This window comes from Pseudescherichia sp., assembly GCF_032052675.1.
Taxonomy (GTDB): domain Bacteria; phylum Pseudomonadota; class Gammaproteobacteria; order Enterobacterales; family Enterobacteriaceae; genus Pseudescherichia.
Genome location: NZ_DAMBWA010000007.1, coordinates 74467 through 99909 on the forward strand (window position 1 = coordinate 74467; position 25443 = coordinate 99909).

Sequence of the window (25443 nt, forward strand, 5' to 3'; positions counted from 1 at the left end):
AGGCACTGGATTCTGATTCCAGCATTCCGAGGTTCGAATCCTCGTACCCCAGCCAATTTAAAAAGACGTTTGCTCACGCGAACGCACCCTGTTGGGGTATCGCCAAGCGGTAAGGCACTGGATTCTGATTCCAGCATTCCGAGGTTCGAATCCTCGTACCCCAGCCACATAAAACAAAAAAGCTCGCTTCGGCGGGCTTTTTTGTTTTTGTCCTTCGGTGAAATTCGCATGCCGGGCTGCCCCGGCATCAATGTTACAGGCCTAGCGCATACTTCAGCGCCTGCGTTTTCAGCACCCCTGCCCGCTGGGCAGCCATCAGGCCCATGTTGCGCAGCACGCGCAGCGGCCCCAGGTTGTTGCTGAATCCAGCATAGAAGAGATCCATGCCGCTCTGCATAATGTAGTTGTCCATCATCCGCCGCGTCTGATAGCGCTTAAGCACGCGCTGGCTGGCCCACTCCTCGCCCTGGCCGCGGGCAGTAATCAACACCTCCAGCAGGGCATCAGCGTCGCGATAGCCCAGATTAACCCCCTGCCCCGCCAGGGGATGGATCGTATGGGCGGCATCGCCTACCAGCGCCAGCCCAGGTTTCACATACTGTAGGGCATGGCGGCGGGTCAGCGGGAAGGCACCTGCCGCCACCGGCGTCACCTTGCCGAGCCGCGCCGGGAAGAACTTCTCAATCTCTTTTTGCAGCTGCGGCATCGTCAGGGTACGAAGCTGACGAATGCGCGCCGGGGTGTCATACCACACCAGCGAGGCCCAGCGATCGAACAGCGGCAGGAAGGCGTGCGGACCATGAGGAGTAAACTGCTGCCAGGTGCTGTCGCCCGGATCGTTTTCGCACTCAACGGTGATGAGCATACAGGACTGCTGATACTGCCAGGCATGAACGCCAATCCCCGCCCACTGTCGCACCTGCGAGTTGGCACCGTCAGCCCCAATCACCAGCTTTGCCAGCAGCGTCTCGTCATTATCAAACACCAGCTCATGCTGATGACCATGAGTGTGCATTGCTTTGAGCATCGCCGGGGCGCACAAGGTGACCTGCGGATGAGCCTCCAGCGCATCCCACAGTGCGCGCTGTAATACGTTATTCTCAACCATATAGCCGAGATGAGGCAGCTTAAGATCGCTGGCGTCAAAGACTACGTGAGCGTTCTCCCACTCCCAGGTCTCTAACCTGCGCCAGGGGTGGCAGCGCATCGCCAGCACGCTGTCCCAGACGCCTAACCCACGCAGCAGTGCCACAGATGCGGTGCTTATCGCAGAAATGCGCACGTCCGGCGCTATACTGGCGTCAAACGCAGGGGGTGCGGCCTGCTCGATCACCGTTACCGCAAAACCATGCTGCGCCAGGCCAAGGGCCAACGCGCCGCCGACCATACCGCCGCCAACGACGGCGACTTCAGTTGGTTGATTTATCATGGTCAATCGTCCTTATTTATAATTCTTTTAAGTTTACAGGATTTTCGATTTTGTGGGGTCGGGAGATGAACTATGGTCAGCGCCCGACCAAAGCATTACAATACGCGGCCTGAAATCCTCGCGTTTATTAGAGCAAGTCGATGACCAAAAAACTCCATATTAAAACCTGGGGCTGTCAGATGAACGAGTACGATTCATCGAAGATGGCCGATCTGCTGGATGCCACCCACGGCTATCAGCTGACCGACGTGGCGGAAGAGGCAGATTTGCTGCTGCTTAATACCTGCTCTATCCGCGAGAAGGCTCAGGAGAAGGTGTTCCATCTGCTTGGGCGCTGGAAGCTCTTAAAAGAGAAGAATCCGGATCTGATTATCGGCGTCGGCGGCTGCGTAGCCTCCCAGGAGGGCGATCTTATTCGCCAGCGCGCCCGCTGCGTCGACATCGTGTTTGGTCCACAGACCCTGCACCGCCTGCCGGAGATGATCAACTCAGTGCGCGGCAACCGCAGCCCGATCGTCGATATTAGCTTCCCGGAAATCGAAAAATTTGACCGCCTGCCGGAGCCGCGTGCCGACGGTCCGACCGCCTTCGTCTCTATCATGGAAGGCTGCAATAAATACTGTACCTACTGCGTGGTGCCCTACACCCGTGGTGAAGAGGTGAGCCGTCCCTGCGACGACATCCTGTTTGAGATCGCCCAGCTGGCGGCGCAGGGCGTGCGTGAGGTTAACCTGCTGGGCCAGAACGTGAACGCCTGGCGCGGCGAGAACTACGACGGCACCACCGGCTCCTTCGCCGAGCTGCTGCGTCTGGTTGCTGCCATCGACGGTATTGACCGCATCCGCTTTACCACCAGCCACCCGATTGAGTTTACCGACGATATCATCGAGGTCTACCGCGATACGCCGGAGCTGGTGAGCTTCCTGCACCTGCCAGTACAGAGCGGCGCGGATCGCGTCCTGAACCTTATGGGCCGGACCCATACCGCGCTGGAGTACAAGGCGATTATCCGTAAGCTGCGCGCGGCGCGTCCGGATATCCAGATCAGCTCCGACTTTATCGTCGGCTTCCCGGGTGAAACCACCCAGGACTTCGAGCAGACCATGAAGCTGATTGCCGAGGTGAATTTTGACGTGAGCTACAGCTTTATCTTCTCTGCCCGTCCGGGTACGCCGGCCGCCGATATGATCGATGACGTTCCGGAAGAGGATAAGAAGCAGCGTCTCTACATTCTGCAGGAGCGTATCAACCAGCAGGCGATGGCCTGGAGCCGCAAAATGATCGGCACCACCCAGCGTATCCTGGTGGAGGGGACCTCCCGCAAGAGCATTATGGAGCTGTCGGGCCGTACCGAGAACAACCGCGTGGTTAACTTTGAGGGTACGCCGGAGATGATCGGCAAGTTCGTGGACGTCGAGATCACCGATGTCTATACTAATTCATTGCGCGGTAACGTTGTGCGCACCGAAGCGGAGATGGGCCTGCGTGTAACCGAAACGCCGGAATCGGTGATTGCCCGCACCCGTAAAGAGAACGAACTGGGCGTCGGTCTCTACCAGCCCTGATCCCCCCGGCCTGCCCCTCCGGCAGGCCTTGTTTTTTCCGCCCATCGCCCCCATATCACTACTCCATCCGGCCAGTCAGGTAAAAGAGGAATCGATTGAATACTGAAACCTGTGAAATCACCCTTGAACCAGCTGACAATGCCCGTCTGCTGAGTTTATGCGGCCCGTTTGACGACAATATCAAACAGCTTGAACGTCGACTGGGCATCGAAATTAACCGCCGCGATAACCACTTCAAACTCACCGGACGCACCATTAGCGTTAACGCCGCCGCAGATATCCTGCGCAGCCTCTACGTTGATACCGCCCCGATGCGCGGCCAAACCCAGGATATTGAACCCGAACAGATCCATCTGGCCATTAAAGAGGCCCGCGTGCTTGAGCAGAGCGCCGAGAGCGTGCCGGAGTATGGCAAAGCGGTCAATATCAAAACCAAGCGCGGCGTAATCAAACCGCGTACGCCAAACCAGGCGCAGTACATCGCCAATATTCTCGATCATGACATCACCTTCGGAATTGGGCCGGCAGGGACAGGGAAAACCTACCTCGCCGTCGCCGCCGCGGTTGATGCCCTGGAGCGTCAGGACGTTCGCCGTATTCTGCTGACCCGTCCGGCGGTAGAAGCCGGTGAGAAGCTCGGCTTCCTCCCAGGGGATCTCAGCCAGAAGGTTGACCCGTATCTGCGTCCGCTGTACGACGCGCTGTTTGAGATGCTGGGCTTTGAGAAAGTCGAGAAGCTGATGGAGCGTAACGTGATTGAGGTTGCGCCGCTGGCCTACATGCGCGGCCGCACGTTGAACGACGCGTTTATCATTCTGGATGAGAGCCAGAACACCACCATCGAGCAGATGAAGATGTTCCTGACGCGTATCGGCTTTAACTCGAAAGCGGTGATCACCGGGGATATCACCCAGGTCGACCTGCCGCGCAGCACCAAATCCGGCCTGCGCCACGCGATTGAAGTCCTGGCAGAGGTCGATGAAATTAGCTTTAACTTCTTCCACAGCGAAGACGTGGTGCGCCACCCGGTGGTTGCCCGCATCGTGACCGCCTATGAGGCGTGGGAAGAGACAGAGCAGAAACGTAAAGCCGAGCTGGCCGCCGAGCGTAAGCGCGAAGCCCAGCATCAGGAGCATGAGCAGAAATGAGTTCGGTAATCCTCGATTTACAGCTGGCGTGTGATGACGCGAGCGGCCTGCCAGACGAAGCACAGTTTCAGGGCTGGCTGAACGCGGTTATCCCGCAGTTTCAGGAGGAGTCCGAAGTGACGATCCGCCTCGTGGATGAGGCGGAGAGCCACGAGCTTAACCTGACCTACCGCGGCAAGGATAAGCCCACCAACGTGCTCTCCTTCCCGTTTGAGGCCCCGCCGGGCATCGAACTGCCGCTGCTCGGCGACCTGATTATCTGTCGTCAGGTGGTTGAGCAGGAGGCCCGCGAGCAGGAGAAGCCGCTGGAGGCGCACTGGGCGCATATGGTGGTACATGGCAGTCTGCACCTGCTGGGCTACGATCATATTGAAGATGACGAGGCTGAAGAGATGGAGAGCCTGGAAACAGAGATAATGCTTGCTCTGGGCTATGAGGATCCGTACATTGCCGAGAAGGAGTAGCCTGGCTGCTCCTGAACCGTCTGGCGCTGAGTTTGCGCGCCGGACAACATATTTTTATTAACATGAGAACCCATACGACGCCATGAGCGACGACAATTCACACAGTAGCGACCCACTTAACAGCAGCAAAAAGGGATTCTTCTCCCTCTTACTGAGCCAGCTCTTTCACGGCGAACCGAAAAACCGTGACGAACTTCTGGCGCTGATCCGTGACTCCGGGCAGAACGAGCTTATCGACGAAGATACGCGCGACATGCTTGAAGGGGTAATGGATATTGCCGACCAGCGCGTTCGCGACATCATGATCCCTCGCTCGCAGATGATCACCCTGAAACGTAACCAGACGCTGGATGAGTGCCTCGACGTGATTATCGAGTCTGCCCACTCCCGCTTCCCGGTGATCAGCGAAGATAAAGATCATATCGAAGGGATTTTGATGGCCAAGGATCTGCTGCCCTTTATGCGCAGCGACGCCGAAGCCTTCAGCATGGAAAAAGTGCTACGTCCGGCGGTTGTCGTCCCAGAGAGCAAACGGGTCGACCGGATGCTGAAAGAGTTCCGCTCACAGCGCTATCATATGGCAATCGTTATTGATGAGTTTGGCGGCGTCTCGGGCCTCGTGACCATCGAAGATATTCTTGAGCTGATCGTCGGCGAAATTGAAGATGAGTACGACGAAGAGGAAGATATCGACTTCCGTCAGCTAAGCCGTCACACCTGGACGGTACGCGCCCTGGCCTCCATTGAAGATTTCAATGAGTCGTTTGGTACCCACTTCAGCGATGAAGAGGTGGACACTATCGGTGGGCTGGTGATGCAGGCCTTTGGCCATCTGCCGGCGCGGGGCGAATCCATCGACATCGATGGTTACCAGTTTAAGGTCGCGATGGCCGACAGCCGTCGTATTATTCAGGTTCACGTAAAAATGCCAGAAGACGCAGCGCAGCCTAAACTGGACGAGTAATCCACCTGGACGAGTAATGTAAATGGTATTTGCCTCACTGTTTGAGCGTCAGCGCATGCGTTTGCTGCTGGCGCTGTTATTAGGAGCCAGCGGAACGCTGGCTTTTTCTCCTTATGATATCTGGCCTGCCGCGCTTATCTCCCTTATCGGCCTACAGGGGCTGACGCTTAACCGCCGCCCGCTGCAGGCGGCGGCAATTGGCTACGCGTGGGGATTCGGCCTCTTTGGCACCGGCATTAACTGGGTCTACGTCAGCATCGCCCAGTTTGGCGGTATGCCGGGGCCGGTCAACGTCTTCCTCGTGGTGCTGCTGGCGGCCTACCTGTCGCTCTATACCGGTCTGTTCGCTGGCATCCTCTCCCGCCTCTGGCCGCGTACCAGCGCCATCCGCATGGCCATCGCCGCGCCGGTAGTGTGGCAGATCACCGAGTTCCTGCGCGGCTGGGTGCTGACCGGCTTCCCGTGGCTGCAGTTTGGCTACAGCCAGATTGACGGCCCGCTGAAGGGCCTTGCGCCGGTGATGGGCGTCGAGGCAATCAACTTCCTGCTGATGGTGATCAGCGGCCTGCTGGTGCTGGCGGCGGTACACCGCAGCTGGCGTACCCTGGCGGTAGCGGTGGTGCTCTTTGCCCTCCCCTTCCCGCTGCGCTACATTCAGTGGTTTACCCCGCTAACGGAGCGCACTACCCAGGTCTCGCTGGTGCAAGGCAATATCCCGCAGTCCCTGAAGTGGGATGAGGGGCAGCTGGTGAATACGCTCAACATCTATCTCAACGCCACCGAGCGGGAGATGGGCAAGTCGCAGCTCATTATCTGGCCAGAGTCGGCCATTCCCGATCTGGAGATCAACCAGCAGCGCTTTTTAAGCATGATGGACGATCTGCTGCGGGCGAAGGACACGACGCTGATTACCGGCATCGTCGATGCGCGTCTGAACAAGCAGAACCGCTACGACACCTACAACACCATTATTACGCTGGGCAAAGAGAGCGCGTATAGCTACAACTCTACGAATCGCTACAACAAAAATCATCTGGTGCCGTTTGGCGAGTTTGTGCCGCTGGAGTCTATTCTGCGTCCGCTGGCCCCGTTCTTCGATCTGCCGATGTCTTCGTTTAGCCGCGGTCCCTATGTGCAGCCGCAGCTCTCGGCCCACGGCTTTGAGCTGACTCCGGCCATCTGCTATGAGATCATCCTCGGCGAACAGGTGCGGGATAACTTCCGGCCGAACACCGACTTCCTGCTGACCATCTCCAACGATGCGTGGTTCGGTAAGTCCATCGGTCCGTGGCAGCACTTCCAGATGGCGCGGATGCGCTCCCTGGAGTTGGCCCGTCCGCTGCTGCGCAGCACCAATAACGGTATTACTGCCGTGATTGGCCCGCAGGGTGAAATTCAGGCCATGCTGCCGCAGTTCACTCGTCAGGTGCTGACCACCAAAGTCACTCCCACTACCGGCCTGACGCCGTACGCCCGTACCGGCAGCTGGCCGCTGTGGATCCTTACCGCGCTGTTCGGCTTTGGCGCGGTGATCATGAGCCTGCGCCAGCGTCGTAAATAGCCAGTCCCTCCCCTTACCCGGCCCGATTTTGTAGGCCGGGTAAGGCGCAGCCGCCACCCGGCAAATCCCCCTCTCACTTTCCCAACCTGGCACAGCAATTGCTTAATAATATCAGGCAGCTGCGGATCTTTGCCGATGCGCCATAACGGTGCACCAGCGGTGAACACCTGAAGCACTAAAAAGGTGCAATCGGCGTTTTCTGCCTCGAAATGGTGCGGTGCGCTTCGCAAAACTAAACAATAAAGCAGCAAAATGTTTACACCAAGCCACACTAAATGTTAACAAACACGCATAACACTGCATGCTTGTGCTGCAGGATATAACAACACAAACACACACACTGGGTATCAATGCGTCCCTGGCGCTGATGATGAAGGAGTTGGATATGCAATTACGTAAACTGACCGCGGCAATGCTGTTAGTGGGAATGAGCGCCGGTCTGGCACACGCCGAAGATGCAGCCGCGCCGGCAGCCGGCAGCACGCTCGATAAAATTGCCAAAAACGGTGTGATCGTGGTCGGCCACCGTGAATCTTCCGTCCCGTTCTCTTACTATGACAACCAGCAGAAAGTCGTAGGCTACTCACAGGACTACTCCAACGCGATCGTTGAAGCCGTTAAAAAGCAGCTGAACAAACCCGATCTGCAGGTCAAGCTGATCCCGATCACCTCCCAGAACCGTATTCCTCTGCTGCAGAACGGCACCTTTGATTTTGAATGTGGCTCTACCACCAACAACCTTGAGCGCCAGAAGCAGGCCGCCTTCTCTAACACCATTTTCGTGGTTGGCACCCGCCTGCTGGTGAAAAAAGGTGGCGACATTAAAGACTTCCCGGATCTGAAGGGGAAAGCGGTCGTGGTCACCTCCGGTACTACCTCTGAGGTGCTGCTGCACAAGCTGAACGACGAGCAGAAGATGGATATGCGCATCATCAGCGCGAAAGATCACGGCGACTCCTTCCGTACTCTGGAGAGCGGGCGTGCAGTAGCCTTTATGATGGATGACGCCCTGCTGGCAGGCGAACGCGCGAAGGCGAAGAAGCCGGACAACTGGGAGATCGTTGGCAAACCGCAGTCTGAGGAAGCCTACGGCTGTATGCTGCGTAAAGACGATCAGCAGTTCAAAAAGCTGATGGATGACACCATCGCCCAGGCGCAGACCTCCGGTGAAGCGGCGAAGTGGTTTGATAAGTGGTTTAAGAACCCCATTCCGCCGAAAAACCTGAACATGAACTTCGAGCTCTCTAGCGAGATGCAGACCCTGTTCAAAACGCCGAACGATAAAGCACTTAACTAACTAGAAACACAGGGCGACTATCGCCCTCTCGATTGACGGGAAGCACGGACAGACTAGACGCTGGAGGGTCGTTCCCCCATCCGGCGCGACGCTTACGCATAAAAAGGTGCGTAAAGCTTCTCACCAATCTTCGAGGGTAGCGCTGCTACCCTTTTTTTCTGAGGTACATGTATGTCAATAGACTGGAACTGGGGTATTTTTCTGCAACAGGCCCCGTTCGGCAACACCACCTATTTAGGCTGGCTGTGGAGCGGTTTTCAGGTCACGGTCGCGCTGTCGATTACCGCCTGGATCATCGCATTTCTTGTCGGCTCGCTGTTCGGTATTCTCCGTACCGTGCCCAACCGTTTCCTCTCCGGGATCGGTACTCTCTACGTTGAGCTATTCCGTAACGTTCCGCTGATCGTGCAGTTCTTCACCTGGTATCTGGTGGTACCTGAGCTGCTGCCGGAAGATCTCGGCATGTGGTTTAAGGCGGAGCTTGACCCCAATATTCAATTCTTCCTCTCGTCGATGATCTGCCTCGGGCTGTTCACCGCGGCGCGCGTCTGTGAGCAGGTGCGGGCCGCTATTCAGTCGCTGCCGCGCGGGCAAAAGAACGCCGGGCTGGCGATGGGGCTGACGCTGCCGCAGACTTACCGCTACGTGCTGCTGCCCAACGCCTACCGCGTCATTGTGCCGCCGATGACCTCCGAGATGATGAACCTGGTGAAAAACTCCGCCATCGCCTCGACCATCGGGCTGGTGGATATGGCCGCGCAGGCGGGCAAGCTGCTGGACTACTCCGCCCACGCCTGGGAATCTTTTACCGCGATCACCCTCGCCTACGTGCTGATTAACGCCTTCATTATGCTGGTAATGAATCTGGTGGAACGTAAAGTTCGCCTGCCGGGCAATATGGGGAGCAAATAACGATGTATGAATTTGACTGGAGTTCCATTCTCCCGGCGATGCCCTACCTGCTGGACGGACTGGTCATCACCCTGAAAATTACTATTACTGCGGTGCTGGTCGGCATCGTCTGGGGCACCATTTTGGCGGTGCTGCGCCTGTCGAGCTTTAAGCCGTTCGCCTGGTTTGCCACCGCCTACGTCAACGTGTTCCGCTCTATCCCGCTGGTGATGGTGCTGCTGTGGTTCTACCTGATCGTGCCGGGGCTGCTGCAAAACGTGCTCGGCCTGTCGCCCACCACCGATATTCGCCTGATCTCGGCGATGGTGGCCTTCTCGATGTTTGAAGCGGCCTACTACTCGGAGATTATCCGTGCCGGTATTCAGAGTATCTCGCGCGGGCAGTCTAGCGCGGCGCTGGCCCTGGGCATGACCCACTGGCAGTCGATGAAGCTTATCATCCTGCCGCAGGCCTTCCGGGCGATGGTGCCTCTGCTGCTCACCCAGGGGATCGTCCTGTTCCAGGACACCTCGCTGGTGTACGTGCTCAGCCTGGCGGACTTCTTCCGTACCGCGTCCACCATCGGTGAGCGTGATGGTACTCAGGTAGAGATGATCCTCTTTGCCGGCTTCGTCTATTTTGCAATTAGTCTCAGTGCTTCACTGTTGGTCAGCTATCTGAAGAAAAGGACAGTTTAATGATTTCCCTGAAAAACGTTTCAAAATGGTATGGTCACTTTCAGGTGCTAACCGACTGCTCCACGGAAGTGAAAAAAGGTGAAGTGGTAGTGGTTTGCGGGCCGTCCGGCTCCGGTAAGTCAACGCTGATTAAAACCGTTAACGGCCTGGAGCCGGTGCAGCAGGGTGAAATCCTGGTAAACGGCACCAAGGTGACCGATAAGAAAACCAACCTCGCCGAGCTGCGCTCCCACGTTGGGATGGTATTTCAGCACTTTGAGCTGTTTCCCCATCTGTCGATTATCGAAAACCTGACGCTGGCACAGGTAAAGGTATTGAAGCGCAACAAAGCGGCGGCGCGGGAAAAAGGCCTTAAGCTGCTGGAGCGCGTCGGGCTTTCCGCCCATGCCGATAAGTTTCCGGCCCAGCTCTCCGGCGGCCAGCAGCAGCGCGTGGCCATCGCCCGCGCCCTCTGCATGGATCCGGTGGCAATGCTGTTTGATGAACCCACCTCTGCACTCGATCCCGAGATGATCAACGAGGTGCTGGACGTTATGGTGGAGCTGGCGCAGGAGGGGATGACCATGATGGTGGTCACCCATGAGATGGGCTTTGCGCGCAAGGTCGCGACACGGGTGATCTTTATGGACGAGGGGAAAATCGTCGAAGACTCCGCCAAGGAGGATTTCTTCGCTAATCCAAAATCCGAACGGGCAAAGGATTTCCTCGCCAAGATCCTGCACTAATGTGGGTAATTGCCGGGCGGCACTGCGTTTGCCCGGCCTACAATGGGCACGGTGCAATGTGTAGGCCCGGTAAGCGCAGCGCCACCGGGCGTTACCATCTGCATTACGGCTCAAACGGCCGGCGCTGGAACTGGTCATGGCCGCACTTCGGACAGAGCGGCAGCGCATCCGGAGTGTAGACCGCCAGGTGGTAGTGGCACTTCTCACACACCAGGTTCCCCAGCCCTACAACTTCGCCGCTGTGGTAGACCCCGTGATGGTTCAGATCCTGAAACACCTCGCGCCACTCCAGCTGGGTTTTGTCGGTAATGTCCGCCAGCTCCTGCCAAAGGCTCTCTTTGATCACCCGCATAAATACGCTGTCGGTGACCTCCCCCTGGCTTTCGTTATAGCTGCGGGCAAACTCTTCGAGGTCGCGACGCAGGGCGCGCGTCAGCTCTTCGACCTCGGTTGGCGTTAACTCGCCCGTCTGGGTGACGCGCAGCCGCGCCTGCTCCACCAGCGCATCGATATCCCGATCGCCACTGCGCAAACGCTCGGTCAGCGTCGCAACCTGTTCACGATAATATTGAGCAACCTTGTTCATCCTTTCGCCTCCGGGCTGGGTAACGTCTTCTAATAATAGACCTTATTTTTCCGCCGCTTTGCTACCTTTGCCACAGCCTGTGTAAATTCGTGCAAGGATACCCGCTGGCCCTTTTCACCGCCGTCAGCGCGAAAGGCTGTTTTGAGACTGGCGTTTGGGCTATGCTATGCGGATCTTACACACCACATCTTAATGCTACGCTTGTAGCTGTATTGAAAACAGGACCACTGGCTGCCATGCAAGAGCAATACCGCCCGGAAGAGATAGAATCCAAAGTCCAGCTTCACTGGGAAGAGAAGCGCACATTTGAAGTCACTGAAGATGAGAGCAAAGAGAAGTATTACTGCCTCTCTATGCTTCCCTATCCTTCTGGCCGGCTACACATGGGCCACGTGCGTAACTACACCATTGGCGATGTGATCTCCCGCTATCAGCGCATGCTGGGTAAAAACGTGCTGCAGCCCATCGGCTGGGACGCATTCGGCCTGCCGGCGGAAGGCGCCGCGGTGAAGAATAACACCGCACCTGCGCCGTGGACCTACGACAATATCAACTACATGAAAAGCCAGCTCAAGATGCTGGGCTTTGGCTATGACTGGAGCCGCGAGCTGGCAACCTGCACCCCGGAATACTACCGCTGGGAGCAGAAGTTCTTCACCGAGCTGTATAAGAAAGGCCTGGTCTATAAGAAGACCTCGGCGGTGAACTGGTGCCCGAACGACCAGACCGTGCTGGCTAACGAGCAGGTGATCGACGGCTGCTGCTGGCGCTGCGACACCAAAGTTGAGCGTAAAGAGATCCCGCAGTGGTTTATCAAAATCACCGCCTACGCTGACGAACTGCTGAACGATCTGGATCATATGGATCAGTGGCCAGATACCGTTAAAACCATGCAGCGCAACTGGATTGGCCGCTCTGAAGGCGTAGAGATCACCTTTGACGTCGAGAACAGCGACGACAAGCTGACCGTCTATACCACCCGTCCGGACACCTTCATGGGCGTTACCTACCTGGCCGTGGCTGCGGGCCACCCGCTGAGCACCCAGGCAGCAGCCTATAATCCGGCGTTGGGCGACTTCATTGCCGAATGCCGCAACACCAAGGTTGCCGAAGCGGACATGGCGACAATGGAGAAGAAAGGCGTCGACACCGGCGTCCGCGCAATTCACCCGCTGACCGGCGAAACGATCCCGGTCTGGGCAGCGAACTTCGTGCTGATGGAGTACGGCACCGGCGCAGTCATGGCCGTTCCTGGCCACGATCAGCGTGACTACGAGTTTGCCACGAAATATGGTTTAGATATCAAGCCGGTAATCCTCGCGGCCGACGGCAGCGAGCCGGATCTCAGCGCCCAGGCGCTGACGGAAAAAGGCGTGCTGTTTAACTCCGGCGAGTTTAACGGTCTGGACTTCGAGGCTGCGTTTAACGCCATTGCCGACAAGCTGGCCGCTAACGGCGTCGGCGAGCGTAAGGTCAACTATCGCCTGCGCGACTGGGGCGTCTCCCGCCAGCGCTACTGGGGCGCACCGATTCCAATGGTGACCCTGGAAGACGGTACCGTGCTGCCGACTCCGGAAGATCAGCTGCCGGTTATTCTGCCGGAAGACGTGGTCATGGACGGTATCACCAGCCCGATCAAAGCCGATCCTGAGTGGGCCAAAACCACCGTCAACGGCCAGCCTGCGCTGCGTGAAACCGACACCTTTGACACCTTTATGGAGTCCTCCTGGTACTACGCGCGCTACACCTGCCCGCAGTACAACGAGGGGATGCTGGATCCGAACGCCGCCAACTACTGGCTGCCGGTGGATATCTACATCGGCGGTATCGAACACGCCATTATGCACCTGCTCTACTTCCGCTTCTTCCACAAGCTGATGCGCGATGCGGGCATGGTGAACTCTGATGAGCCAGCGAAGCAGCTGCTCTGTCAGGGCATGGTGCTGGCAGATGCCTTCTACTACGTGGGCGCAAACGGCGAGCGTAACTGGGTCTCCCCGAAAGAGGCTATCGTCGAGCGCGATGAGAAAGGCCGTATCGTGAAAGCGCAGGACGCGGCGGGCCATGAGCTGGTCTATACCGGCATGAGCAAGATGTCCAAGTCGAAAAACAACGGCATCGACCCGCAGGAGATGGTAGAGCGCTACGGCGCGGATACCGTGCGTCTGTTTATGATGTTCGCCTCGCCGGCGGACATGACGCTCGAGTGGCAAGAGTCCGGCGTTGAGGGGGCGAACCGCTTCCTGAAGCGCGTCTGGAAACTGGTCTACGAGCACACTTCTCAGGGCGATGCCCCGGCGCTGGACGTCGCCGCGCTGAGCGAAGACCAGCAGGCGCTGCGTCGTGACGTGCATAAAACCATTGCTAAAGTGACCGACGATATCGGTCGCCGTCAGACCTTCAACACCGCCATTGCGGCGATTATGGAGCTGATGAACAAGCTGGCGAAAGCGCCGCTGAACGGCGAGCAGGATCGCGCCCTGATGCAGGAAGCGCTGCTGGCCGTGGTGCGTATGCTCAACCCGTTCACCCCGCACGCCAGCTTCACCCTGTGGCAGGAGCTGAAAGGCGAAGGCGATATCGACAACGCGCCGTGGCCGGTGGCAGACGAACAGGCAATGGTTGAGAACACCACCCTGGTCGTGGTGCAGGTAAACGGTAAAGTACGCGGTAAAATCACCGTGCCGGTCGACGCCAGCGAAGAGCAGGTGCGCGAGCGCGCGGGCCAGGAGCCTCTGGTAGCAAAATATCTTGATGGCGTTACCTTACGTAAAGTGATTTACGTTCCAGGTAAACTGCTCAATCTGGTCGTTGGCTAAGCGCGGGAGGAAGCGTGCGATTTTTAACAACATTATTGTTGTCGTTGGCGGTGCTGGTCACCGCCGGATGCGGTTGGCATCTGCGTAACAGTTCAGCGATCCCTGACGAGATGAAAACCATGATTTTCGACTCGTCAGATCCGAACGGTCCGCTCAGCCGCGCGATACGTGCGCAGCTGCGCCTGAACGGCGTAACGCTGGTAGAGAAGAGCTCCGTGCGCCAGGATGTGCCCTCCCTGCGTCTGGGTACATCAACAGTTAGCCAGGATACTGCGTCGATCTTCCGCGATGGCCGTACGGCTGAGTACCAGATGGTGATGAGCGTCCAGGCGACGGTGCTGATCCCGGGCCAGGGCATCTATCCGCTGCACACCAAGGTCTATCGCTCATTCTTCGATAACCCGCAGACCGCGCTGGCGAAAGATGCCGAGCAGGAGATGATCGTTACGGAGATGTACGATAAAGCCGCCGAGCAGCTGATCCGTCAGCTGCCAAGCGTGCAAACGGCAGAGAAGCAGGAGAAAATGGCGGAAACCAAAGCAGAAGCCAAAGCGACCGACACCTCCTCCCGCGTCTCAACCACGCTGGGTAACTGATGTTAAAGCTGTACCCTGAACAGCTCCGCGCGCAGCTCAATGAAGGGCTGCGCGCGGCGTATCTGCTGCTTGGCAACGATCCGTTGCTGCTGCAGGAGAGCCAGGATGCAGTGCGTCAGGCAGCGGCGGCTCAGGGCTTTGATGAGCACCACACCGTTGCTCTCGACGCCAGCACCGACTGGACCGCGCTCTTCTCCCTCTGCCAGGCCATGAGCCTGTTCGCCAGCCGCCAGACGCTGCTGCTCCAGCTGCCGGACAACGGCCCTAATGCCGCCATCAATGAACAGCTCGCCACCCTGACAGGACTGCTGCATGACGATCTCCTGCTGATCGTGCGGGGCAATAAGCTCACCAAAGCGCAGGAGAATGCGGCCTGGTTTACCGCCCTGGCTAACCGTGCCGTGCTGGTCACCTGTCAGACGCCAGAGCAGGCGCAGCTCCCGCGCTGGGTCGCCAACCGCGCAAAGCAGAATAATTTACAGCTTGACGATGCCGCTAACCAGCTGCTCTGCTACTGCTATGAGGGTAACCTGCTGGCGCTGGCACAGGCGCTGGACCGTCTCTCTCTGCTCTGGCCAGACGGCAAGCTTACCCTGCCCCGCGTTGAACAGGCGGTGAACGATGCCGCACACTTTACCCCTTTCCACTGGGTGGATGCCCTGCTGGCGGGCAAGAGCAAACGCGCCCTGCATATTTTGCAGCAGCTGAAGCTTGAGGCCAGCGAGCCGGTGATCCTGCTGCGTACTGTGCAGCGTGAACTGCTGCTGCTGTTGACCTTAAAGCGTCAGATGGCACATGCCCCGCTGCGCACCCTCTTTGATAAACACCGGGTGTGGCAGAACCGCCGTGCCGTCACTACCGAGGCGCTCAATCGTCTGAGCCATGCCCAGCTCCGCCAGGCGGTGCATCTTCTGAGCCGCACCGAGCTAACCGTGAAGCAGGACTACGGCCAGTCGGTGTGGGCCGAGCTGGAAGGGCTCTCTCTGCTACTCTGTCATAAGTCGCTGGCGGACGTTTTTATCGATGGGTGAGATGAATCAGCTCCAGGCGCTGTTTGGCGGGACCTTCGATCCCGTCCACTACGGCCACCTTTTACCGGTAGAGGCGCTGGCAGAAGCGATTAACCTTGCGCGGGTGATCGTTATGCCAAACAACGTGCCGCCTCACCGCCCACAGCCGGAGGCCACCAGCCAGCAGCGTAAGGCGATGCTGGCGCTGGCGATAAACGACCGTCCGCTGTTTACCCTTGATGAGCGGGAGCTGCGGCGCGACACGCCGTCTTACACAGCGGAAACGCTGGAGATATGGCGTCAGGAGAGCGGCCCAGCCCGGCCGCTGGCCTTTATCATTGGCCAGGACTCGCTGCTCAGCTTCCCGACCTGGTATCGCTACGACAGCATACTTGGCTACTGCCATCTTATCGTCTGCCGTCGCCCCGGCTACGCGCTGGAGATGCGCGACGAGGTACATCAGCGCTGGCTGGAGCAGCACCTCACCACCGATGCCCGTGAGCTGCACACCCTGCCCGCCGGAAAAATTTTTCTCGCCCAGACCCCGTGGTTCGATATCTCCGCCACGCAGATCCGCCAGCGGCTGCGGCAGAATCAGCCCTGTGACGATCTGCTCCCGCCCGCCGTGCTCGACTACATCATGCAGCAGGGGCTGTACCGCTAACTCTCCGATTAGCGCATTAGGAGATTGACACGATCCTCCAGACTGCTATTCTCCGCTGCCAGACTTTTCCCTCCGCGGCAGTTCCATAGAAATTGTTTTACAAAAATGGCGATGCAATCTTGTGCGGAGGGTGGGATGATAGCCCACTTTCAGACACATATGGGCAACTCTTGTCCCGAAAAGGCCGGGCTTCAGGTATACTGGCTGACTATCTATTGAATATCGTTATTTGCATCCACCCAGGGGGAACACTTGCAGGGTAAAGCACTCCAGGATTTTGTTATCGACAAAATTGATGACCTGAAAGGTCAGGACATCGTCACCTTAGACGTTAAAGGTAAATCAAGCATCACCGACTGCATGATCATCTGCACCGGTACCTCTACGCGTCACGTTGTCTCTATCGCCGATCACGTGGTTCAGGAATCCCGCGCGGCCGGTCTGATCCCGTTTGGCGTAGAGGGTGAAAACGTTGCGGACTGGGTCGTGGTCGATCTGGGCGACGTCATTGTCCACGTGATGCAGGAAGAGAGCCGCCGTCTCTACGAGCTGGAAAAACTCTGGGGCTAATGGGTGAAGCTGCAACTGGTCGCCGTCGGCACGAAGATGCCCGACTGGGTACAAACCGGCTTTACTGAATATCTGCGTCGATTTCCGAAAGATATGCCGTTTGAGCTGGTAGAGATCCCTGCCGGCAAGCGCGGCAAAAATGCCGACATCAAACGCATCCTTGATAAAGAGGGTGAGCTTATGCTCGCTGCGGCAGGAAAAAACCGCATCGTCACCCTCGATATTCCAGGTAAGCCCTGGGATACGCCGCAGCTGGCCATCGAGCTGGAGCGCTGGAAGCAGGACGGGCGAGACGTCAGTCTGCTGATCGGCGGCCCGGAAGGGTTATCCCCCGCCTGCAAAGCGGCGGCAGAACAAAGTTGGTCACTCTCTGCGTTAACGCTCCCCCACCCGCTGGTCCGGGTTCTGGTGGCAGAAAGCCTCTATCGCGCATGGAGCATTACGACCAACCATCCCTATCACCGTGAGTAACGAAGAGCCTTAGGTAGATTAAGCAGCGGATGAAATTACAGAACTCTTTTCGCGACTATACGGCTGAGTCCGCGCTGTTTGTGCGCCGGGCAATCGTCGCCTTTACAGGGATCCTACTGCTCAGCGGCGTGCTCGTCGCAAACCTCTACAATTTGCAGATTGTCCGTCACACCGACTACCAAACGCGCTCCAACGAAAACCGCATCAAGCTCGTGCCGATAGCCCCGACCCGCGGCATTATCTACGATCGCAACGGTACGCCGCTGGCGCTCAACCGGACCATCTACCAGGTTGAGATGATGCCTGAGAAGGTGGATAACGTGCAGCAGACGCTGGACGCGCTGCGCGACGTGGTCGATCTCACCGATGAGGACATCGCCAACTTCAAAAAAGAGCGCGCCCGTTCACACCGCTTCACCTCTATTCCGGTGAAGTCTAACCTGACGGAAGTTCAGGTCGCGCGCTTTGCGGTTAACCAGTACCGCTTCCCGGGCGTGGAGGTGAAAGGCTACAAGCGCCGCTTCTACCCCTATGGCTCTGCCCTGACCCATGTGATTGGCTACGTATCGAAAATCAACGATAAAGACGTTGAACGCCTCGATAAAGAGGGCATCCTCGCCAACTATGCGGCAACGCACGATATCGGTAAGCTGGGCATTGAGCGCTACTACGAGAACGTGCTCCACGGCCAGACCGGCTATGAAGAGGTAGAGGTCAATAACCGTGGCCGGGTGATCCGCCAGCTGAAAGAGGTGCCGCCCCAGGCCGGGCATGATATCTACCTGACGCTGGATCTCAAGCTGCAAACCTATATCGAAACCCTGCTGGAGGGGAGCCGTGCGGCGGTGGTGGTCACCGATCCGCGCACGGGCGGCATTCTGGCGCTGGTCTCTATGCCAAGCTACAACCCGAACCTGTTTGTTGACGGTATTTCCAGCAAGGATTACAACGGCCTGCTGCACGATCCCAATACGCCATTGATCAACCGCGCCACCCAGGGCGTCTATCCACCGGCATCAACCGTGAAGCCTTATGTCGCGGTATCGGCCCTAAGCGCGGGAGTGATCACTCGCAACACCAGCCTGTTTGACCCCGGCTGGTGGCAGCTCCCTGGCTCTGAAAAGCGCTATCGCGACTGGAAAAAGTGGGGCCACGGTCATCTTAACGTCACCAAGTCGCTGGAGGAGTCTGCCGATACCTTCTTCTATCAGGTCGCCTACGACATGGGGATAGATCGTCTCAGCGAGTGGATGGGTAAATTTGGCTATGGCCACTACACCGGAATCGACCTCTCGGAGGAGCGCTCCGGGAACATGCCGACCCGCGAGTGGAAGCTAAAACGCTTTAAAAAGCCGTGGTACCAGGGCGATACCATCCCGGTGGGCATCGGTCAGGGCTACTGGACAGCGACGCCGATCCAGATGAGCAAGGCGATGATGATCCTCATTAACGATGGCGTCGTTAAAGTGCCACACCTGCTGATGAGCACGGCCGAGAATGGCCAGCAGGTGCCGTGGAAGCAGCCTGAGCAGCCGCCGGTGGGCGATATTCACTCCGGCTACTGGGAGATCGCGAAGGACGGCATGTACGGCGTGGCCAACCGTCCTAACGGCACGGCACACAAATATTTTGCTAATGCGCCCTATAAAGTCGCAGCGAAATCCGGTACGGCACAGGTGTTTGGCCTGAAGGCTAACGAAACCTATAACGCGCATAAAATTGCGGAACGCCTGCGTGACCACAAGCTGATGACGGCGTTTGCCCCCTATGACCATCCCCAGGTGGCGGTGGCGATGATTCTGGAAAACGGCGGTGCTGGCCCGGCGGTCGGGACCATTATGCGCCAGATCCTCGACCACATTATGCTGGGCGATAATAACACCGACCTGCCCGCCGAGAATCCATCGGCAGCAGCGGCTGAGGACCAATAACCATGACGGATAATCCGAACAAAAAATCGTTCTGGGATAAAATCCACATCGACCCGGCGCTGCTGCTGATCATCCTGGCGCTGCTCTTCTACAGCGCCATTGTGATCTGGAGCGCCAGCGGCCAGGATGTCGGCATGACCGAGCGTAAAATCGGCCAGATCGCTATGGGCCTGGTGGTGATGGTAGTGATGGCGCAGATCCCGCCGCGCGTCTATGAGGGATGGGCGCCCTATCTCTATATATTCTGCGTGATCCTGCTGGTGGCGGTAGACGCCTTTGGCGCGATCTCGAAAGGGGCGCAGCGCTGGCTTGATCTGGGTATTGTGCGTTTCCAGCCCTCGGAGATTGCGAAAATCGCCGTCCCGCTGATGGTGGCGCGCTTTATCAACCGCGACGTCTGTCCGCCTTCGCTGAAAAACACCGGCATTGCGCTGGTGCTGATCTTCATGCCCACCCTGCTGGTGGCTGCCCAGCCGGACCTCGGAACCTCGATTCTGATCGCCCTTTCAGGGCTGTTTGTGCTCTTCCTGTCGGGCCTGAGCTGGCGGCTGATTGGTATTGCCGTCCTGCTGGTAGCGGCCTTTATCCCGATCCTCTGGTTCTTCCTGATGCACGACTATCAGCGTCAGCGGGTCATGATGCTCCTCGATCCGGAAACCGATCCACTGGGAGCAGGCTATCATATTATTCAGTCTAAAATTGCGATTGGCTCCGGCGGCCTGCGCGGCAAAGGGTGGCTGCACGGTACCCAGTCGCAGCTTGAGTTCCTCCCCGAGCGCCATACCGACTTTATCTTTGCCGTACTGGCGGAAGAGCTGGGTTTGATAGGTATTCTTATCTTACTGGCGCTCTACCTGCTGCTGATTATGCGCGGCCTGTGGATTGCGGCCCATGCGCAAACCACCTTTGGCCGCGTGATGGCCGGTGGCTTAATGCTGATTTTATTCGTTTATGTGTTTGTTAATATTGGTATGGTGAGCGGTATTTTACCGGTGGTAGGTGTACCTCTACCGTTGGTAAGCTACGGTGGCTCCGCCCTGATTGTGCTTATGGCCGGGTTTGGTATCGTGATGTCGATCCATACCCACAGAAAAATGTTGTCGAAAAGCGTATAAGAGGTCCGCAATGCGAAAGCTTTGCCTTGCAGTTTGCGTAGCAGCAGGATTACTGACAGCGTGTTCAAGTAACGATGAGAGCCAGCAACCCCCAGCCGCTGCGCCGCAGCCTGCGGTCTGTAACGGCCCGACGGTTGAGATCGGCGGGGCCGAGCCGCGTTACGAGCCGCTGAACCCCTCGGTGAACCAGGACTACGAGCGCGATGGAAAATCCTACAAGATTGTGCAGGATACCTCACGCTTTACCCAGGCCGGTCTTGCCGCAATCTATGATGCGGAGCCAGGCAGCAACCTGACCGCCTCCGGCGAAACGTTCGATCCGATGCAGCTGACGGCGGCGCATCCGACGCTGCCGATCCCTAGCTATGCGCGTATTACCAACCTCTCTAACGGCCGGATGGTGGTGGTACGGATCAACGATCGTGGTCCCTACGGCAACGATCGCGTGATCTCCCTCTCCCGCGCCGCTGCTGACAGGCTGAACACCTCCAATAATACCAAGGTGCGTATCGATCCGATCATAGTCTCCCAGGACGGCTCCTTCTCTGGACCTGGCACAGTCTGTACTACTATTGCCCAGCAGACCTACGCCCTGCCCGCTCGTCCCGATCTGAGCGGCGGCATGGGCAGCGCCTCGTCTGCACCGCAGCCTGCCCAGCCAGCGGCAGATGTTCGCCCTATCAGCAATGATACGCTGCAAAGCGACGGTGCCACCGGTGCGCCGGTTGGCGGCAGTGGCTTCCTCGGCGCACCGACGACGCTGGCTTCCGGCGTGCTGGAGGGCAATGAACCGCCCGCACAGCCGCAACCCGCCGCAACTGCTGCCGCACCGGTCGTTGCAGCACCTGCTGTCGCGGCGCCGGTCACCGCGCCTGGCTCTGTACAGGGCAGCGTCCCTGCCGCGGCGCCTGCGCCTGCCGCTGCGGCCCCTGCGCCTGCTGCCACCGCCGGTGGCTATGTCGTGCAGGTGGGTGCCGTGAGCGATAAAGCGCGCGCCGAGCAGTATCAACAGCGTCTGGTCCAGCAGTTCGATGTGCCGGGCCGGGTAACGCAGAACGGTGCGGTCTGGCGTATCCAGCTCGGCCCGTTCAGCAGCAAAGCCGATGCCAGCGCGCTCCAGCAGCGTTTGCAGAGCGAAGCGCAGCTGCAATCCTTTATTACCAGCGCGCAATAAGCACCCTATGCGGCGTCTGACTTTGTCAACTTGTGTCAATTTCAGTCACAAAGTCATGCGGAAAGTCAGATGCCTGCCGGTATAGCTTTTGCTATAGTAAGGCACTTTTTTTAATTTCATCACGGATGTCGTTGTTCTGACCATGAAGACCACCTTTTCCGTTCGTTTCGTGAAGCGCCTCGCGCTCACCACCGCGCTGGCCGCCGCCACGCTCACCGCTGCCCATGCAGATGATCTGAACATCAAAACCATGATCCCGGGCGTTCCGCAAATTGACGCAGAGTCGTATATTCTGATCGACTACAACTCTGGCAAAGTGCTGGCGGAACAGAACGCCGATGCGCGCCGCGATCCGGCAAGCCTGACCAAAATGATGACCAGCTACGTCATCGGCCAGGCGATGAAGGCGGGTAAATTCAAAGAGACGGACCTGGTCACCATCGGTAATGACGCCTGGGCTACAGGCAACCCGGTCTTTAAAGGCTCGTCGCTGATGTTCCTGAAGCCCGGCATGCAGGTGCCGGTCTCCCAGCTGATCCGTGGTATCAACCTGCAGTCCGGCAACGATGCCTGCGTGGCGATGGCTGACTACGTCGCCGGTAGCCAGGACGCCTTTGTGGGTCTGATGAACAGCTATGTGAACGCCCTGGGGCTGAAAAACACCCACTTCCAGACCGTGCACGGTCTTGACGCCGAGGGCCAGTTCAGCTCCGCGCGCGATATGGCGCTGATTGGCCAGGCGCTGATCCGCGACGTGCCGAACGAGTACACCATCTACAAAGAGAAAGAGTTCACCTTTAACGGGATTCGCCAGACCAACCGCAACGGCCTGCTGTGGGACAACAGCCTGAACGTTGACGGTATCAAAACCGGTCATACGGACAAGGCGGGCTATAACCTGGTGGCGTCGGCAACCGAAGGCCAGATGCGCCTGATCTCCGCCGTGATGGGCGGCCACACCTTTAAAGGCCGTGAAACCGAAAGTAAAAAACTGCTGACCTGGGGCTTCCGTTTCTTTGAAACCGTTAACCCCATCAAAGCCGGCAAAGAGTTTGCCTCTGAGCCAGCCTGGTTTGGCGACAGCGATCGCGCCTCGCTGGGCGTAGACAAAGATGTCTACCTGACCATTCCGCGTGGCCGCATGAAGGATCTGAAAGCCAGCTACGTGCTGAACAGCAGCGAGCTGCACGCGCCGCTGGCGAAAAATCAGGTTGTGGGCACCATCAACTTCCAGCTTGATGGCAAAACCATTGAGCAGCGTCCGCTGGTGGTTCTTCAGGAGATCCCGGAAGGGAATTTCTTCGGCAAAATCATCGATTATATCAAGCTGATGTTCCACCACTGGTTTGGTTAAAAAATAGTCGCTTGAAAGTGTGATTTCCATCCCCATATACTATGCATCGTTGACACTCCCGCCCTCTGGCGGGAGTTGTTCTTTTATTACGCCGGAGCTGACATGAAAACCAAACTTAACGAACTGCTTGAATTCCCGACCCCCTTTACCTACAAAGTGATGGGTCTGGCGAAACCTGAGCTGGTTGATCAGGTGGTGGAAGTGGTACAGCGCCATGCGCCAGGTGATTACTCTCCCCAGGTAAAACCGAGCAGCAAAGGCAACTACCACTCGGTCTCTATCACTATTACCGCTACGCACATTGAGCAGGTAGAAACGCTGTACGAAGAACTCGGCAATATCGAAATCGTTCGTATGGTTCTGTAATCCCCCTGCTGTGAGCCGCTGACGTGTTGCCCGGCACTGGTCGGGTAACATCCTCCCTGTGGTATACTCTCCCCACCTTTTGTTCTCCCCCGGAGATGCTGTTTTGCTTCAGGATACGATCCTTATCCGCCATCTGGGCTTACAACCTTACGCGCCTGTTTCCGAGGCGATGCACACCTTTACCGATAACCGTGATGCCGCTACCCCCGATGAGGTGTGGCTGGTCGAGCACGAGCCGGTGTTTACCCAGGGGCAAGCGGGTAAAGCGGAGCATCTGCTGATGCCTGGCGATATTCCCGTTATTCAGAGCGATCGCGGTGGTCAGGTGACCTATCATGGTCCCGGCCAGCAGGTCATGTATGTGCTGCTGGATCTTAAACGCCGCAAGCTGGGCGTGCGCGAGCTGGTAACGGTACTTGAGCAGACCGTCGTCAACACGCTGGCGGAACTGGATATTGATGCGCATCCGCGTGCGGATGCACCCGGCGTGTATGTCGGTGAGAAGAAAATTTGCTCGCTCGGTCTGCGGATCCGCAAAGGCTGTTCGTTTCATGGGCTGGCGCTGAATATTGCTATGGATCTTGCGCCGTTCCGCCGGATTAATCCCTGCGGCTATGCAGGAATGGAGATGGCTCAGGTTAGCGAGTGGATTGACACTGCGACCACCGCCTCGCTCGCGCCCAGACTTATCGCAAACTTACTTAAACTGTTAAATAATCCGCCTCATCAATATATTAGCGAATAATATATCCTATATCCGTCGATAAAATTTTATCGACGGTCTTAAAATCTCATTGACCCCCTTCCTAAAAAGACCGATCCTGTCATTCATGCCCCTGTTACTAAAGGGTAATTTAGGTTACACCGGGCGAGCCAGGCCGGTAGTACGCTTTTTTGCAGGCGATAAAACACCCTGCATTATTATTAAATTGTTGAAATACAATGGAATGCGCGTATCCGCTCAGTATGTGGGTACATTAATGACACAAGAATATAATTTCAACTATCATTCATAATGTGAATGAATATGGAGTTTGAGCGTGGATGATAACGGTCCGTCGGACAAACGAATAACCGAGCGTCGCGAAGAGGATAGACCCCAAATCTTCCGTACGCTGCGCAATATCGATCTCAATTTATTGACGATCTTTGAAGCCGTATATGTTCATAAAGGTATTGTTAACGCGGCGAAGGTGCTGAACCTGACGCCATCAGCGATTAGCCAGTCTATTCAGAAACTACGCGCCATCTTTCCCGATCCACTGTTTATCCGTAAGGGTCAGGGGGTCACGCCTACGGCGTATGCTACGCATTTACATGAGTATGTGAGCCTCGGGCTGGAGTCGATTCTCGGCGCGCTGGATCTCACCGGCAGCTATGATAAGCAGCGAACCATCACCATCGGGACGCCCCCCTCGCTAGGCACCCTGCTGATCCCGCCGATCTACAAGGCCATAAAAGCGGCGCATCCGCATCTGTTGATCCGCAATATTCCTATTCTGGATGCGGAGAATCAGCTGGGCCAGTTCCAGACTGACCTGATCATCGATACGCATGTCACCGGCACCCGAACGCTTAACCATCACGTTCTCTATCACGATAAGCTGATACTGATCTGTCGTAAGGATCACCCCTGCCTGGCGCAGCCGCTGACGGTAGAGACGCTGGGTCAATATGAACATACGCTGCTCATGCTAGAGGGACAAAGTATGGGTACGATGCGGCAGAAGGTACGGGAGCTGTTCCCGGAGCAGCCGGTGAGCTTTAGCAGCTACAATATGTTTACAATTGCGGCACTCATTAGCCACAGCGATATGCTGGGCCTGATGCCGTCACGCCTGTTCACCTTCTTTAACTCTTGTTGGCCTTTGACGGAAATCGATTTCCCACCGCTGAACAATGCAACCGTGGAGGTTTCCCTCTATTACAACAAGTTAAGCCTGCGCGATCCGGTTCTGGAGAACGTCATCAGCGTGATTCGAAATGCCTTTGAGAAGGAATAGCCGCCAGGGCTGATGTTCGACGATCGCAGGACATAGGGCACA

General features: G+C 57.3%; 24 protein-coding genes and 2 tRNA genes (1 of these 26 only partly in view). 24 read left to right on the forward strand and 2 right to left on the reverse strand.

Annotated elements, in window-relative coordinates:
• A tRNA-Gln gene (locus RTX96_RS11270) sits at positions 1-55 on the forward strand (it extends 120 nt beyond the left edge of the window).
• 37 nt (positions 56-92) lie between these two features.
• Positions 93-167: transfer RNA gene (locus RTX96_RS11275), tRNA-Gln, on the forward strand.
• Positions 168-253: 86 nt separating this feature from the next.
• On the opposite strand, the gene ubiF is transcribed toward RTX96_RS11275, so the two are convergent.
• Positions 254-1429 carry a 3-demethoxyubiquinol 3-hydroxylase gene (ubiF, locus tag RTX96_RS11280; protein WP_312670989.1) on the reverse strand — a complete coding sequence of 392 codons (1176 nt, stop codon included), beginning with the start codon at positions 1427-1429 and terminating at the stop codon, positions 254-256.
• Between the two features lie 140 nt (positions 1430-1569).
• Here ubiF and miaB point away from each other — a divergent pair, with 140 nt between their 5' ends.
• From miaB to RTX96_RS11325, 9 genes are all read left to right on the forward strand, one after another.
• The gene (gene miaB / locus RTX96_RS11285; RefSeq protein WP_312670990.1) at positions 1570-2994 is read left to right on the forward strand and encodes a tRNA (N6-isopentenyl adenosine(37)-C2)-methylthiotransferase MiaB; all 1425 of its coding nucleotides are present in this window, start codon (positions 1570-1572) and stop codon (positions 2992-2994) included.
• A 95-nt stretch (positions 2995-3089) separates the two neighbouring features.
• On the forward strand, positions 3090-4142 hold the full coding sequence (locus tag RTX96_RS11290; protein ID WP_103819861.1) for a PhoH family protein: 1053 nt from the start codon (positions 3090-3092) through the stop codon (positions 4140-4142).
• Entirely contained in the window at positions 4139-4606 is a 468-nt protein-coding gene (gene ybeY / locus RTX96_RS11295) for an rRNA maturation RNase YbeY (RefSeq protein WP_042392058.1), read from the forward strand. Before RTX96_RS11290 ends, ybeY begins: the two co-directional genes overlap by 4 nt.
• 82 nt (positions 4607-4688) lie before the next feature.
• Positions 4689-5570, forward strand: coding sequence for a CNNM family magnesium/cobalt transport protein CorC (gene corC / locus RTX96_RS11300; protein ID WP_042392057.1), 882 nt, complete (start codon positions 4689-4691; stop codon positions 5568-5570).
• Positions 5571-5592: 22 nt separating this feature from the next.
• Complete coding sequence (gene lnt, locus RTX96_RS11305; RefSeq protein WP_103819862.1) at positions 5593-7131, forward strand: apolipoprotein N-acyltransferase; 1539 nt, start codon at positions 5593-5595, stop codon at positions 7129-7131.
• 385 nt (positions 7132-7516) lie between these two features.
• Positions 7517-8428 (forward strand): amino acid ABC transporter substrate-binding protein, encoded by a 912-nt coding sequence (locus RTX96_RS11310; RefSeq protein ID WP_312670991.1) that lies wholly within the window; start codon positions 7517-7519, stop codon positions 8426-8428.
• 171 nt (positions 8429-8599) lie between these two features.
• Complete coding sequence (gene gltJ, locus RTX96_RS11315) at positions 8600-9340, forward strand: glutamate/aspartate ABC transporter permease GltJ (protein ID WP_103819863.1); 741 nt, start codon at positions 8600-8602, stop codon at positions 9338-9340.
• Between the two features lie 2 nt (positions 9341-9342).
• Positions 9343-10017 carry a glutamate/aspartate ABC transporter permease GltK gene (gltK, locus tag RTX96_RS11320; RefSeq protein WP_103819864.1) on the forward strand — a complete coding sequence of 225 codons (675 nt, stop codon included), beginning with the start codon at positions 9343-9345 and terminating at the stop codon, positions 10015-10017.
• Complete coding sequence (locus tag RTX96_RS11325; RefSeq protein WP_042392048.1) at positions 10017-10742, forward strand: amino acid ABC transporter ATP-binding protein; 726 nt, start codon at positions 10017-10019, stop codon at positions 10740-10742. Before gltK ends, RTX96_RS11325 begins: the two co-directional genes overlap by 1 nt.
• A gap of 103 nt (positions 10743-10845) precedes the next feature.
• Here the strand turns inward: RTX96_RS11325 and RTX96_RS11330 are convergent, their stop codons facing one another.
• Positions 10846-11328 (reverse strand): zinc ribbon-containing protein, encoded by a 483-nt coding sequence (locus RTX96_RS11330; protein WP_103819865.1) that lies wholly within the window; start codon positions 11326-11328, stop codon positions 10846-10848.
• A 236-nt stretch (positions 11329-11564) separates the two neighbouring features.
• On the opposite strand from RTX96_RS11330, the gene leuS reads away from it, so the two are divergent.
• From leuS to RTX96_RS11395, 13 genes are all read left to right on the forward strand, one after another.
• On the forward strand, positions 11565-14147 hold the full coding sequence (gene leuS / locus RTX96_RS11335; RefSeq protein ID WP_312670992.1) for a leucine--tRNA ligase: 2583 nt from the start codon (positions 11565-11567) through the stop codon (positions 14145-14147).
• Between the two features lie 14 nt (positions 14148-14161).
• On the forward strand, positions 14162-14743 hold the full coding sequence (lptE, locus tag RTX96_RS11340; protein ID WP_312670993.1) for an LPS assembly lipoprotein LptE: 582 nt from the start codon (positions 14162-14164) through the stop codon (positions 14741-14743).
• On the forward strand, positions 14743-15774 hold the full coding sequence (gene holA / locus RTX96_RS11345; RefSeq protein WP_103819868.1) for a DNA polymerase III subunit delta: 1032 nt from the start codon (positions 14743-14745) through the stop codon (positions 15772-15774). The genes lptE and holA overlap by 1 nt, the downstream gene beginning before the upstream one ends.
• Positions 15767-16417, forward strand: coding sequence for a nicotinate-nucleotide adenylyltransferase (gene nadD, locus RTX96_RS11350; protein WP_312670994.1), 651 nt, complete (start codon positions 15767-15769; stop codon positions 16415-16417). The genes holA and nadD overlap by 8 nt, the downstream gene beginning before the upstream one ends.
• A 252-nt stretch (positions 16418-16669) precedes the next feature.
• Entirely contained in the window at positions 16670-16987 is a 318-nt protein-coding gene (rsfS, locus tag RTX96_RS11355; RefSeq protein ID WP_103819869.1) for a ribosome silencing factor, read from the forward strand.
• A 3-nt stretch (positions 16988-16990) separates the two neighbouring features.
• Positions 16991-17458 (forward strand): 23S rRNA (pseudouridine(1915)-N(3))-methyltransferase RlmH, encoded by a 468-nt coding sequence (rlmH, locus tag RTX96_RS11360; protein WP_042392035.1) that lies wholly within the window; start codon positions 16991-16993, stop codon positions 17456-17458.
• Positions 17459-17487: 29 nt separating this feature from the next.
• Positions 17488-19389 (forward strand): peptidoglycan DD-transpeptidase MrdA, encoded by a 1902-nt coding sequence (mrdA, locus tag RTX96_RS11365; protein WP_312670996.1) that lies wholly within the window; start codon positions 17488-17490, stop codon positions 19387-19389.
• Between the two features lie 2 nt (positions 19390-19391).
• Positions 19392-20504 (forward strand): peptidoglycan glycosyltransferase MrdB, encoded by a 1113-nt coding sequence (gene mrdB, locus RTX96_RS11370; RefSeq protein ID WP_103819871.1) that lies wholly within the window; start codon positions 19392-19394, stop codon positions 20502-20504.
• Between the two features lie 10 nt (positions 20505-20514).
• Positions 20515-21678: an endolytic peptidoglycan transglycosylase RlpA gene (rlpA, locus tag RTX96_RS11375; protein ID WP_312670997.1), complete on the forward strand. Its 1164-nt coding sequence runs from the start codon at positions 20515-20517 to the stop codon at positions 21676-21678.
• A gap of 142 nt (positions 21679-21820) precedes the next feature.
• Entirely contained in the window at positions 21821-23032 is a 1212-nt protein-coding gene (gene dacA, locus RTX96_RS11380) for a D-alanyl-D-alanine carboxypeptidase DacA (RefSeq protein WP_103819873.1), read from the forward strand.
• A gap of 102 nt (positions 23033-23134) precedes the next feature.
• The gene (gene ybeD, locus RTX96_RS11385) at positions 23135-23398 is read left to right on the forward strand and encodes a DUF493 family protein YbeD (protein WP_042392026.1); all 264 of its coding nucleotides are present in this window, start codon (positions 23135-23137) and stop codon (positions 23396-23398) included.
• Between the two features lie 103 nt (positions 23399-23501).
• A complete protein-coding gene (lipB, locus tag RTX96_RS11390) occupies positions 23502-24143 on the forward strand; it encodes a lipoyl(octanoyl) transferase LipB (protein ID WP_103819874.1) in 642 nt (213 codons plus the stop codon).
• 295 nt (positions 24144-24438) lie between these two features.
• Complete coding sequence (locus tag RTX96_RS11395; protein WP_312670999.1) at positions 24439-25401, forward strand: YbeF family transcriptional regulator; 963 nt, start codon at positions 24439-24441, stop codon at positions 25399-25401.
• Positions 25402-25443 lie beyond the last annotated feature (42 nt).